The sequence below is a fragment of the Novosphingobium fuchskuhlense genome, from assembly GCF_001519075.1.
Taxonomy (GTDB): domain Bacteria; phylum Pseudomonadota; class Alphaproteobacteria; order Sphingomonadales; family Sphingomonadaceae; genus Novosphingobium; species Novosphingobium fuchskuhlense.
In genome coordinates this window covers 917,125-929,615 of record NZ_KQ954245.1, presented here as the reverse complement: position 1 = coordinate 929,615, position 12,491 = coordinate 917,125, and the positions used below count along the sequence as shown (strand labels likewise).

Genomic DNA, 12,491 nt, shown 5'->3' with positions numbered 1-12,491 from the left:
GACAACCAATCGATGTGGTATTTTGCGTGGATCCTTGGCCTAGGCCTTGCCGTCAGCGTAGCGATCCTTAACGGCATCTGGCACGAGTTCCATTCGGACGAAGCCGGCGACCGGACCGTGCACGATTGAATGCGGCAAGGCGGGAGGGGCAAACAGCATGGACAGGCGCATAGCCGTCATTTCGGCCGCGGCGAGCGGCATCGGTCTCGCCATCGCCAAAGCGCTCTGCGCCGATGGCTGGCGGGTCTATGCCGGTGATCGCGACACTGCGGCGATTGCGGCGCTGGGATCAGGCAGCGAAACCCTGGCCGCGCGCGTGTGCGAGGTCAGCGATGCCGCCTCGGTGGAAGGCTTCTATGCGTGGATCGAAGGCGATCTTGCCGCGAAGGGCGCCGTGGGCATCGATCTTCTTGTCAACAACGCCGGGATCGCCGGACCGACCGCGCGGCTGGAAGACCAGCCGTTGGACGGCTGGAATGAAACGGTCGGTGTCAACCTCAATGGAACATTCCTGATGACGCGGGGCGCGATCCCGCTGCTGCGCCGCCGGGCGCCGGGCAGCGCGATCATCAACATGAGTTCGACGGCCGGTCTGTTCGGCTGCCCGCTGCGGGGCCCCTACGTGGCGACGAAGTGGGCGATCATCGGCCTGACCAAGACTCTGGCCATGGAATTGGGACCTGAGGGCATCCGCGTCAACGCGATCTGCCCGGGCAGCGTGGAGGGCCCTAGGATCGACCGGGTCATCGCAGCCGACGCGGCGGAGCGGGGGCTGACAGTTGCGGAGGTCGAGCACGAGTACAAGCGGCAGACTTCGCTGCGCACTTTTGCGACGGCGGGAGACGTGACCGCGATGGTGCAGTATCTGATGTCGCCGGCAGGGGCGCGCATCTCCGGGCAGGCCCTCGCGATCGATGGGCATACCGAAAGCCTGTCGCTGGATATGGAGGCCTGATGCGCGCGGTCTGGTACGAGGAAACGGGCCCGGCGGCAGTTGTGCTGCGGCTGGGTGAAATGGAGACGCCGCACCCCGGCCCGGGCGAAGTGCGCGTGCGGCTGCGGGCCTCGGGTATCAATCCCTCCGATGTGAAATCGCGCGCGGGGCTGCGCGGGCCCATAGCGTTTCCGCGCGTCATTCCGCATTCGGATGGTGCGGGCGAGATCGATGCGGTGGGTGAGGGTGTTTCGTCCGCGCGGATCGGGTCGTGGGTCTGGGTGTGGAACGCGGCATACAGGCGGCCCTTCGGCACGTGTGCCGAACACGTCTGCCTCCCGCAGGAGCAGGCCGTGCCGCTCCCGGCGCGCACGAGCTTCGAGGCGGGGGCCTGCCTTGGCATTCCGGCTTCGACCGCCTGCCATGCTGTGTTCGCCGATGGCGACGTTGCTGGCCGGACTGTGCTGGTGACCGGCGGTGCCGGAGCCGTCGGGCACTATGCCATCCAGCTCGCCCGGTGGGGCGGCGCGCGCGTGATCGCGACGGTCAGCGGGGCAGAAAAGGCCCGCGCGGCCGAGGCGGCGGGGGCCCATGCCGTGGTGAACTACCGCGAGGGCGAGGTCGCGGCAGCGATCCTTGCGGCCAACCACGGCAAACCGGTCGACCGGGTGGTCGAGGTGGAACTGGGCGGCAATCTTTCAGTCACCTCCGCCGTGATCGGCGAGGGCGGAGTTATTGCGGCATATGGCTCGATGGCGGATGCGGAGCCGAAGTTGCCGTTCTATCCGCTGATGTTCAGGCATGTGAGCTTGCGCATGCTGCTGGTCTATCTGCTGTCTGGCCGGGAACGCGCCGAGGTGATCAGGCGGCTGACCAACGCGCTTGAGCAGGGCGCGCTCAACCATGCCATCGCCGCGACATTCGATCTTTCAGAGAGTGCCAGAGCGCACGAGGCGGTCGAGTCCGGCACGCTGATCGGCAACACTGTGATCACGATCCCTTGCGTTTAGCGATTGACGAGGCGGCGGGCTTTCGCCCATCCCATGTACAACCGCGGCCATGAACCGATGCGCGCGGATCGGGGGCAAGATCAGGTGATGGCGGCTGAAGACCAGCATTTCGAACAGTTTGCGGGCCATCCCAAAGGGGTCTACTACCTCGCCTTCACCGAAATGTGGGAGCGCTTCTCGTTCTACGGGATGTCCGCGCTGCTTACGCTCTACATGGTGAAGGAGCTTTTGCCGCTCCATGGCGGCAAAGTGCTTGGCCTCGCCGCGCTGCGCCATGGGCTCAGTTTCAATGGCCCGATGAGCGATGTTGCCTTCGCCTCGATCATCTACGGCTGGTATGCGGGTCTCGTCTATTTCACCCCGATCATCGGCGGCTGGGTGGCGGACCGGATCCTTGGCCCCAAGAAGACGGTGCTGATCGGCGTCCTGCTGATGGCTGCAGGTCATGCGGCGATGTCGTTCTACGAAACCTTCGTTATCGCGCTGGCGCTGCTGATCATGGGATCGGGTTTCCTGAAAGGCAATATTTCGGCCCAGGTCGGCACGCTCTACCCGCGCGAGGATGAATCGCGCCGCTCGCAAGGTTACACGATCTTCGCGACCGGCATCAACATCGGCGCGGCCAGCGGTCCGGTGACGACTGGCCTTGTGGCCGCGATCTGGGGCTTTCATACCGGGTTCGCTGTGGCGGCTGTGCTGATGCTGGTGGCCATGGTCGGCTACATCCTCGGCCAGCGCCATCTGCCCGATGCCAAGCCTGTTGCGACCGCGCGCGACAAAGCACCGCCGCTCACGCCTGCCGAGCGCCGCCGCGTGGCTGTGCTGATCTTCGTCATCGCGCTGACATTCCCGGCCGAGATCACCTATCCGATGGTCTGGAGTATCGGGATCCTGTGGGTCGACCAATGGGTCAATCTCGCGACCCCGCTGGGAACCGTGCCTTCCAGCTGGTTTGCAGGCATGGATTCGTTCGGATCGATACTCGCGGCACCGATCCTCGTCGCGCTGTGGAGCTGGCAGGCCAAGCGCGGCCAGGAACCGGCCAATGTGACCAAGCAGGGCATCGGCACGGCCATCGTTTCCTTCGCGGCGCTGCTGTTTGCGTTTGCCAACTTTGGCGTGACCCAGCCGCACGGCGTCGGTGCGTTCTGGGCCGTTGCTGGCTGGCTGATCATGGGGCTTGGGTGGATGTATTACTGGCCCACCACCATGGCGATCGTCAGCAAGGCCGCGCCGCCGCGTGTCGCCTCGACCTTGATGGGCGTCGCGTTCCTCTCGCCGTTTGCCGCGCATGTCACCGCAGGCTGGGTCGGCAGCTACTTTGATACGATGAGCCCATCGGCCTTCTGGACCATGGACGCCGCGATCGGTGTCGTGGGGGCCACCGTGATCCTGCTCCTTCGCAAGCCGCTCATCCGTGAGCTAGATGGCGCTCCGGAAGCTGCCCGCTGATGGAACACACTGAATGGCAAGCGAGGATAGACCTTGCTGCGGCGCACCGGCTCGCGGTCCATTTCGGCTACAACGAAGGCATCGACAACCATTTCACCCTGCTGGTGCCGGGATACACCGACCGCTTCTTCCTTGCCCCGTTCGGGCTGCACTGGTCTGAAATCCGCGCAACGGATTTCCTCATCGTCGATTTCGCCGGCAACAAGCTCGCGGGTGAGGGGCCGGTCGAGGACACCGCCTTCCACATTCATGCCCCGCTCCATGCCGCCCGGCCCGATGTGCGCTGCGTCATGCACACGCATATGCCCTATGCGACGGCCCTCAGCATGCTGGAGGAGCCCGAACTCCTCATGGCGAGCCAGAACGCCATTGGTTTTGCGGGCCTCGTGGCTCAGTGCGACTACGCCGGGTTCGCGCTGGACAGCGGCGAGGGTCGGCGCATGGCGGCCGCGCTGGCCGACAAGACGGTGCTGCTCCTGCGCAATCACGGGGTGGTGACGACGGGCACGAGCGTCGCCGAGGCGTTCAACACGCTCTACTTCTTCGAACGGGCTGCGATGACGCAGATCCTGGCGCAATCGAGCGGACAGAAGGTGCGGCTGGTGCGCGAGCCCGTGCTCACCCTGACGATCGAGCAATATAGCACCTCCGCAAAAGTCGAGGGACAGGACCGCATTGATCTGCACTTCGCGGCGCTGAAGCGCATGCTGGATCGGCAGGGGTCCGACTATGCAAGCTGAGGCCGCCCCGCCTCGCGGCACCGGAGCGGTGGTCCTCGTCGGCCTCATGGCTCTCAGCCTGTTCATCAACTACGTCGACCGCGGCAATCTCGCGACTGGGGCTACGCAGATCCGCGCCGATCTGGGGCTGAGCGCCACAGCCTATGGCGCGCTAGGGGCCGGATTCTACTTCGCCTATGCCTTCTGCCAGCTTCCGGCAGGTACGCTTTCAGATCGGATCGGGGGCAAGCGGGTGCTGGCGCTGGGGGCGCTGCTTTGGTCTGTCTCGACCTTGCTGACAGGCTTCGTGCAGGGGTTCCTCGGGCTTTTCGTGCTGCGGATGATGCTGGGCATCGGCGAAAGCGTGGCCTTCACCACAACGTCGAAGATCATCGCGAGCAACGTGCCCAAGGCGCAGATGGGCCTTGCCAACGGGGTGATCGGCTTCGGCTATCTGGTAGGGCCGGCGGCAGGGACGCTGATCGGCGGCCTGCTGATGGCGCACTGGGGCTGGCGCACCACTTTCATGCTGTTCGGCGCGGTCTCGCTGCTGTGGCTTCTGCCGTGGAGCCGGGTGCATATCCGGGAAGTGAAGCCTGCCGACAATCGAGCCGGGGCCTCGGTGACGCTGCGGCAGATCCTCTCTCGCCGCGCGCTGTGGGGTGCGGCGCTGGGGCACTTTGCCGGCAACTGGAACTGGTACTTCATCCTCGGCTACCTGCCGATGTACCTCGAAATGCAGCGCGGCTTTTCCAAGGAGCAGATGGCCGAAGTGGTCTCGAGCGCCTATCTCGTCAATGCGCTTGCCGCGCTGTTTGCGGGGTGGGCTTTCGACAAGGCGATCCAGCGCGGCTGGTCGCCCTCGCTGACGCTCAAGGCGCCGCTGGCGCTGGCGCATCTGGCGGGGCTGGGCTGCATGCTGGCCATGCCGTTCATGCCGATCAGGGCCTGCATCGCGCTGCTGTTTGTTTACGAGATCTGTCTTGGCTTCTCATCGCCAGCCTACTTCATGATCCCCCAGATCATGGCTGGCCCATCCGCTGCCGCGCGCTGGGTCGGCGTGCAGAACATGATGGGCAACATGCCCGGGGTGATCGGCGTGTTCTTTGCGGGCGTGCTGATCGACGCCGGAAACGGCTCCTATGGCACCGCGTTCCTGCTGGCCGGGCTGGTCAACGTGCTGGGCCTCGTGGGTTGGGTGGCGATCCTGCCGCGCATTGCCCCGGTCGATTGGGAGACCGCTTAACGGCCTTTCCATTCCGGAGCGCGGCCTTCGCCAAAGGCGCGCGGGCCTTCCAGCGCATCGTCTGATTGCAGCATGGCCTGATAAGCGGGGATAGCGCCGCTGCGCATCAGCCGGTAGCCCGCCTCGACTTCCATACCCTCGGTCGCTCGCAGGATATCCCGTGCGGCAGTGAGCGCCAGCGGGGCCGACTGCGCGACAGTGGTGGCAAGCTCAAGCGCACAGGCCATCAGCGCATCGGGTTCGGTCACGCGGCTGACGAGATGGAGCGACAGCGCTTCTGCCGCGTCGAGGCGCCTTCCGGTGAGGATCATTTCGCGCGCGAGACGTGCGGGGATGGCCTTGGGGAGGCGAAGGAGGCCGCCGGAATCGGGGAGCATGCCAAGCTGTGCCTCGGGCAGCCAGAACTTCGCGGTCTCGCTCACGACGATGAGATCGGCCGCCAGCGCCAGTTCGAACCCGCCGCCGACTGCAAGACCATTGACCGCCGCGATCACCGGTTTGGTGAGGCTGAAGTATTCGGTGAGGCCGGCAAAGCCGCCAGGGCCGTGATCGGCATCGACCGCCTCACCATCGTTGGCGGCGCCAAGGTCCCAGCCTGCAGAGAAGAAGCGGCCGGTGCCGGTGATGATCCCCACACGCAGGGCCGGATCGTCATTCAGCGTCTTGAATGCGGCATGGAGTTCGAGGCTGGTGGCCACATCGATGGCATTCGCCTTGGGGCGATCCAACGTGATGATCAGGATGCCACCTTGCTGGTCGAGCTTCACGGCACTCATGCTTCTGCCTCCCTGATGCGGATCACAGCGTCTACGGCCACAGCGCCGCTCGGGAGCGCGAGCAGCGGATTGACGTCCATTTCCTCGAGCCGGTCGGCCTGCGTCGTCGCCCAAGTGGCGATGGCGGCGATGGCATCGATGAGCGCCGGCATGTCGCAGCCCGGCTTGCCGCGATAGCCGCCGAGCACCTTGAAGAGCGGCAACCGGGCAAGCGCGGCCGCGATATCGGACTTACCGACGGGGAGGAGAAGCTGCTCGGTCTGGCGCAGCAACTCGACAAAGATGCCGCCCGCGCCGAGGGTGAGGAAGAGGCCGAACTGCGGATCGCGGCCGACGCCGACGATCAGTTCCGCCACCGCGCCGCCGACCATTTCCTCGACCAGGAAAGTGCCTGAAAGGCGGCTCATGCCCTGGGCGGCAGCGAGCAGGGCCTCGCGGCTACCAAGGTTCAGAGCGACCCCGCCCAATTCGGTCTTGTGTGCAAGATTGGCGCCTACGGCCTTGAGCACCAACGGGAATGGTACAGGCAAAGCCGTGGCCGGATCTTCCAGCTCGGCGAGGGTGAAGACGGCGCCGCGGGCGATGGGAACGCCGGCGGCGGCAAGTGCGGCCTTGCTGCGGACTTCGTCCCAGACGGCAGGTTCACCGGGCAGGACCAGCGGCATTTCAGCGAGCGCGTCGGGTGCCGGCCTTGCCCATGCTTCGCCAATGCTGGCGGCAGCGGCAATGGCGCGGAGGGCTTCGGCGAGCCCGGCAGCGGGGACGATGCCCTCGGCAAGCAAAGCGGCTGCGACCGGCTCGGGCATCGTTTCGGCGAGCGAGCTGACCATCATGCGCACCGTGCCGGCGGGGGTGGGCTTGGCGCAAGCCGCACGGAAGGCGGCAAGGGTGACGTCCCAATCGGCGGCAGAGCAGCGGTCGGCGCGGGGGAAATCGAGGATCAGGAGCGAGGCTTCGAAGCCCGCATCCAGCATGGCGCCGAAGCAGGCAGTCTGTGCGGCCAGATCGCCCCAGATATAGGTGTGGTAATCGAGCGGATTGGCGACGTGGACCCGCGGGCCGAGAACATCTTCCAGCGCGGCCTGCGTGGCTGGCGGGAAGTCTGGCGTTTCAAGGCCGGCCGCTTCGGCAAGATCGGCGGTCAGCGAGGCTTCGCCGCCCGAGCAGCTTGCGCTGGTGATCCGCCGGGCGCGCAAGGGGCCCGCCACGTGAAGCAGCTTGAGCGTTTCGAGGAAGGTTGCAGGATCGTGCGCGCGGGCGACGCCCAGCCGCGCGAACAGGGCATCGACCAGCGCATCGGCTCCGGCGAGCGAGCTGGTGTGCGACATCGTGAGCGCGGCACCTTTGGCCGAGGCGCCGGTCTTCAGCGCCACGATCGGCACGCCTGCCGCGCGTGCGGCAAGACACGCCTCTGAAAAGCGCGCTATCGAGCCGAGGCCTTCGAGATGGAGCCCGATGGCGCTCACGCGTTCGTCCGCGATCAGGGCTTCGATCAGATCGGCAGGTGCCACATCGGCGCAGTTGCCGACCGAGATGACATAACCGATGGGGAGCCCACGCGCCTGCATGGTAAGGTTGAGCGCAAGGTTGCCGCTCTGGCTGACGATGGCGACACCGCGACCTTGATCGATGGGCAGGCAGCCATGCTGGTCTGGCCAGAGCGCCACCCGGTCGAACAGATTGAGCATGCCGTAACAGTTGGGGCCGATCAGGGGCACGCCGTGTGCCGCTTCGAGCAGGGCCGCCTGTCGGGCCTGTCCTTCCTCGCCGCTCTCGGCAAAGTCTGCCGCATAGCATATGGCACCGCCTGAGCCCTGCAGTTCCCCTGCCAGAGCAATGGTGGCCGGCGCGGGGGCCGCGATGAAAACCGCATCGGGCGACGCCGGAAGAGATGCCATGTCCGGGAAGCAGGGCAGGCCCGCCATCTCCGCACGCTTGGGGTTTACCGGCCAGATCGGCCCGGCAAAGCCAAGGGCACGGCACTGGCGCACCGCTTCTTCGGCCGCCTTGCCGCCGACAAGCGCCAGGCTGCGCGGGCGCAGCAGGCGGCTCAGTCTGTCCGCGCTCATGCCTCCAGCGGACGCAGCAGCGCGCGGCTGATGATGTGGCGCTGGATTTCGCTGGTGCCGTCCCAGATACGCTCGACGCGGGCATCACGCCAGAAGCGCTCGATGGGCAGTTCGTCCATCAGACCCATGCCGCCGAAGATCTGCAAGGCGTTGTCCGTCACCCGCGCCAGCGCCTCGGAGGCGAAGAGCTTGGCCATCGCGGCGTCGGTATCGGTCATCGTCCCCTGATCGTCCTTCCACGCAGCGCGGAACGTGAGCAGTTCGGCGGCTTCCAGTTCGGTCTTCATGTCCGCCAGCTTGAAGCCGGTGCCCTGGAACTTGCCGATGGCCTGTCCGAACTGCTTGCGCGTTGCGGCCCACTGCGTCGCCATCTCCAGCACGCGCTGGCCGCGCCCCACCGAGGTTGTCGCAACTTGCAGGCGGGTTGATCCGAGCCATTGGCCCATGAGCTCGAAGCCCTTGTCGAGTTCACCCAGCAGGGCCGAGGCGGGAACGCGGCAGTCCTCGAAGATCAGCTCGCACTGGTGGTAGCCGCGGTGCGAGACGCACCTGGGCCCGCGCCGGCGGGTGAGGCCGGGCGTGTCAAAATCGACAAGGAAGCAGCTGATTGTCTTCTTGCCGCCCGCTTCACCGGTCGCGGCGCACAGGATCACGAAATCGGCGACATCGGCATGGCTGATGAAATGCTTGGTCCCGTTGATGACGAAATCATCCCCATCCCGGCGCGCGAATGTGCGCATCGAGCGGACGTCGGAGCCTGCATCGGGTTCGGTCATGGCAAGGCAATCGTGGCGCTCGCCGCGGATTGTCGGGAGGAGGTACTCCTCGATCTGACTGCCCTCGCATCCGCGCAGGATGTTGCTCGGCCGCGCGATCATCATCTGCAGGCCATAGCTGGCGCGGCCAAGCTCGCGCTCCATCAGCGTGGTATCGAACGTGCCGAGCCCGCCGCCGCCGAGTTCGGCAGGCATGTTGACGGCATAGAGGCCGAGCTCCTTGGCCTTGCGCCGGATGTCTTCCGCGATATCGGCGGGCACGTTGTCCGTGTCTTCGACCAGTTTCTCGTGCGGGTAGAGTTCGGTCTCGACGAAGCGCCTGACCGTTTCGACCAGCATCTGCTGTTCGGAGGAAAGTTCGAAATGCATCACTTCTTGTCCCGTTTGATACCGATTGCGCGGCCGACTTGCGCCGGTCGTTCGAGCCCGGCGTGGGCGGCCAGCACCGCATGAACCCGTGCGTGCAGTTCGGGCGGCATGGGGGCCGACCGGCCTGCAGTCATGTCGACATGCACCAGCATCTGCTCGCCGGTGGCGAGAAGCTCGCCCGTCTCGCCGTGGTGCATGGTGTGGAAGATGTGCAGACGCTTGTCGTCGGCATCGATCAGCTGGAGCGCGAGATCGAGCGGATCGCCGAGGTGCGCTTCGGCCAGATTGAAGATCATCGTCTGCACGGTGAAAAGCGAATGGCCTCCGGCGCGATAGGCCTCGTCGATGCCGATCTTGCGGAAGAATGCGTCCGATTGATCTCCGAAAACAAGGAGATAGCAGGACTCGCTCATATGTCCGTTGTAATCGACCCATTCGCGCGGAACGGTCGGACGGATCAGGCGCAAGGGCGCAGGGATCGTCTCGCCGGGCTGGAACGGCTCCGCAGCCATGCCTTCCAGCGGCGTCTTAAGGCCGTGGGCTTCCTGATCACTTTGCGGCGGCATGGTCCTGTCCTTGCTTTTCGCCTTGGGGAGTGAGGGCAAAGCCTGCCCATTGGCAAGCAGCCGCGGTGTGGCCATCCGGAAATCTAATTGCCTGCATCACGGCTGTTTAGCTCTCGCAGCCGACCACGCGCAGATGCCAAGCGTGGTGCCCTTGGGCAAACGGGCAGGTTCGACCAGGCCGGGCAGCAGCCGGGCACGGCCCTTCATGCAGGCCAAGGTCTCGCCGCCATGGCCGGCGACATCGAGCAGGAGTTGGTCCCAGTGCCGGTACTGCACATCGTGGCCTTCGCCCGGGTACCGGCGAAAGGTGACCTTGCCCGCAACCTTGCCGGCCCAGTATTCGCCTTGCGCGGGCGGGACGAGCGGGTCGGCCTCGCCGTAGTAGAAGAACGCGGGAGCGGGGAAGGCAGTGACTGGCGCCGGTGCATCGCAAAAGCGGTGATACTCCCGCGCGACGGCTCGGGCGTCACCCTGCTGGCCGGCGATGAAGTAGGCATGCGCGCCCTCGTCCGCGGCGCGGTCGATGAAGCCGGAGACCTTGGCGGCGACGCCATCCGGCGGCATGGCCCAGAATACGCGCGGCGCACCGACCTGCTTGCCGAGCATGGCCTCGAGCGCAGCGGGCTCGGCCTTGCAGACGGGACTTTCGGCAGGTGCGGCAGCGATGGCGGCGAGCATGTGCCACGAGGTGATCCGTTCGGGCATGGCAGCGGCAATGTGCCCGGCATAGGCACCGCCGCCCGAAATCGCGACGACCGCGAACTTGTCGACGCCGAGGTGGCCAAGCACCTGCCGCACTTCGCTGGTATAGTCGGCGAAGGACCACGCCGGGTCGAACGCGGTATCGCCGAGGCCATTGCGTTCGACCGCGATGATGCGGACCTTGAGCTGGCGGCGCAGGGTATCGAGGAACGCGACGAGTTCCGGTGCGCGGGCACTGGTGCCGACGCCGCCGATGAACAGCATCGTCCGCCAGCCAGCCTCGCCGGTGTCGGTGTAGTGCACCGTGCGGCCCTCGCTGGTCTTCAAGCTGACAACCGGGGTGCCGATCGGATCGAAGTGAGCGGGAAAGGCGATGGCCGGTGCAGGGCGCGCCTCTGCCGGCGCTGCAAAGGCCAGCGCAGCAACTGCCAGCGCATGCCGGATCATCGCACCGGCTCCGTTTCGAGATTGCGGTCGAGATCAGGGATCATCGCCAGCTCGGCAGCAAGGTTCATCGAGCGGCAGAGCAGGAGATAGACTATGGCCGCGACCGGCAGGCCGACCAGCATCGAGATATCCGCGCCGCCAAGGCTCTTTGCGACAGGGCCGACATAGAGTTCGGTCTTGAAGCAGGGGATCATCGCGATGAAACCGACCGCATAGGCGGTCAGGCCGCGCCAGTTCCAGCGGCCGTAGATGCCGTCTGCCATGAACATCGCGCGGATCGAGTAGCGGCCCCTCCGGACGAAGAAGAAGTCCGCAAGGTTGATCGCTGTCCAGGGGGTGAACAGGTAGACAAGGATGCCGAGAAACGCCTCCAGCCCGTGGAGCACATTGCCGCCCATCGCGAGCGAGAGCGACAGCGAGGCGACGAGGCAGACCACCAGCGCGGCGAGCCGGGCGGGTGCGCCCAGCCGGACCGGGCGCAGGCTGTCGATCACGCTCAGCAGGGTAAGCGAGGAGCCATAGAGATTGAGCGAGGTGATGGTGATGAGGCCGAAGAAGCTGCTCGCCAGCATGACCATGCCGAACCCGCCGAACATGGAATCCGCGCTGCGGCGCAGTGCCACGACAATGTCGGGATCGGTGAAGGTCGCCCCGGCGAACGCGCCCACCAGCATCATCCAGGTGCCGCCGATGAAGGCCCCGCAGAAAGTCCACAGGAACGCGGATCTGATGCCGACCTCGCGCGGCAGGTAGCGCGAATAGTCCGAGACATAGATCGACCAGCTGAGCTGGTAGCCCGCCGCCGCGAAGAACTGGACGAGGAAAAGCGTGGACTTGAACGGACCGGGCCGGAGCAGAGTTCCGAGATCGACCGTTGCGAAGAAGCCCGCAGTATAGACTGCCAGCGCGGCCAGCATGATATAGGCCAGAACGCGCTGCGTGGCGTGTATGACGTCATAGCCGATCCCCGCAACCAGCGCGGCGACAAGGCCGAACAGGATGATGGCCGGCGCTTCGGGCAGGCCGACGAGTTCGTGCAATGTGCTCGCCGCCAGCGACTGGTTGAGCGCGTTGAACCCGATATAAGTGACGAGCGCCACGACCCAGACCAGCAGCGCGCCGATATAGCCGAACTGCGGGCGGGACTGGATCATCTGCGGCAGGCCGAGGTGAGGCCCTTGCGTGCAGTGGAGCGCCATCAACACCGTGCCGAAGGCGCAGCCGCCGGTCACCGCAAGGCTGGACCAGAACAGGTCGAGCCCGCCGACGACGCTGATCGCGCCGGTTGCGAGCGTCGCCAGATGGGCATCGCCCATGAACCACACCGGCCAGAGATGATGCACCTTGCCGCGCCGTTCGGCGAGAGGGACGTAGTCGATCGAGCGGCTTTCAACCAAGGCCATGCTGTATGCGCTTCCCCCTGCG

12 protein-coding genes are annotated in these 12,491 nt (G+C 65.8%); 6 read left to right on the top strand and 6 right to left on the bottom strand.

The window, feature by feature from the left end; translation table 11 throughout:
* Positions 1–12: 12 nt before the first annotated feature.
* From cydX to AQZ52_RS13800, 6 genes are all read left to right on the top strand, one after another.
* Positions 13–129 carry a cytochrome bd-I oxidase subunit CydX gene (gene cydX / locus AQZ52_RS18200; RefSeq protein ID WP_082697968.1) on the top strand — a complete coding sequence of 39 codons (117 nt, stop codon included), beginning with the start codon at positions 13–15 and terminating at the stop codon, positions 127–129.
* Between the two features lie 28 nt (positions 130–157).
* Positions 158–955, top strand: coding sequence for an SDR family oxidoreductase (locus tag AQZ52_RS13820; RefSeq protein WP_067911856.1), 798 nt, complete (start codon positions 158–160; stop codon positions 953–955).
* A complete protein-coding gene (locus AQZ52_RS13815) occupies positions 955–1,944 on the top strand; it encodes an NADPH:quinone reductase (RefSeq protein ID WP_067911853.1) in 990 nt (329 codons plus the stop codon). Before AQZ52_RS13820 ends, AQZ52_RS13815 begins: the two co-directional genes overlap by 1 nt.
* An 87-nt stretch (positions 1,945–2,031) precedes the next feature.
* Positions 2,032–3,396 carry a peptide MFS transporter gene (locus AQZ52_RS13810; protein WP_169793748.1) on the top strand — a complete coding sequence of 455 codons (1,365 nt, stop codon included), beginning with the start codon at positions 2,032–2,034 and terminating at the stop codon, positions 3,394–3,396.
* A complete protein-coding gene (locus AQZ52_RS13805; protein ID WP_067911847.1) occupies positions 3,396–4,136 on the top strand; it encodes an aldolase in 741 nt (246 codons plus the stop codon). Before AQZ52_RS13810 ends, AQZ52_RS13805 begins: the two co-directional genes overlap by 1 nt.
* Positions 4,126–5,361 (top strand): MFS transporter, encoded by a 1,236-nt coding sequence (locus AQZ52_RS13800; protein WP_082697966.1) that lies wholly within the window; start codon positions 4,126–4,128, stop codon positions 5,359–5,361. Before AQZ52_RS13805 ends, AQZ52_RS13800 begins: the two co-directional genes overlap by 11 nt.
* Here AQZ52_RS13800 and AQZ52_RS13795 read toward each other — a convergent pair.
* The 6 genes from AQZ52_RS13795 to AQZ52_RS13770 form a co-directional block, all read right to left on the bottom strand.
* A complete protein-coding gene (locus tag AQZ52_RS13795; RefSeq protein ID WP_067911841.1) occupies positions 5,358–6,137 on the bottom strand; it encodes an enoyl-CoA hydratase-related protein in 780 nt (259 codons plus the stop codon). The two genes, AQZ52_RS13800 and AQZ52_RS13795, sit on opposite strands and share 4 nt — an antisense overlap.
* Positions 6,134–8,206 carry an acetate--CoA ligase family protein gene (locus tag AQZ52_RS13790; RefSeq protein ID WP_067911839.1) on the bottom strand — a complete coding sequence of 691 codons (2,073 nt, stop codon included), beginning with the start codon at positions 8,204–8,206 and terminating at the stop codon, positions 6,134–6,136. Before AQZ52_RS13790 ends, AQZ52_RS13795 begins: the two co-directional genes overlap by 4 nt.
* The gene (locus AQZ52_RS13785; protein ID WP_067911836.1) at positions 8,203–9,351 is read right to left on the bottom strand and encodes an acyl-CoA dehydrogenase family protein; all 1,149 of its coding nucleotides are present in this window, start codon (positions 9,349–9,351) and stop codon (positions 8,203–8,205) included. The genes AQZ52_RS13790 and AQZ52_RS13785 overlap by 4 nt, the downstream gene beginning before the upstream one ends.
* Complete coding sequence (locus tag AQZ52_RS13780; protein WP_082698031.1) at positions 9,351–9,917, bottom strand: thioesterase family protein; 567 nt, start codon at positions 9,915–9,917, stop codon at positions 9,351–9,353. The genes AQZ52_RS13785 and AQZ52_RS13780 overlap by 1 nt, the downstream gene beginning before the upstream one ends.
* 96 nt (positions 9,918–10,013) lie before the next feature.
* Positions 10,014–11,066, bottom strand: a complete 1,053-nt coding sequence (locus AQZ52_RS13775; protein WP_082697964.1) for an alpha/beta fold hydrolase — start codon at positions 11,064–11,066, stop codon at positions 10,014–10,016.
* Positions 11,063–12,469, bottom strand: coding sequence for a purine-cytosine permease family protein (locus tag AQZ52_RS13770; protein WP_067911833.1), 1,407 nt, complete (start codon positions 12,467–12,469; stop codon positions 11,063–11,065). The genes AQZ52_RS13775 and AQZ52_RS13770 overlap by 4 nt, the downstream gene beginning before the upstream one ends.
* Between the last annotated feature and the right edge of the window lie 22 nt (positions 12,470–12,491).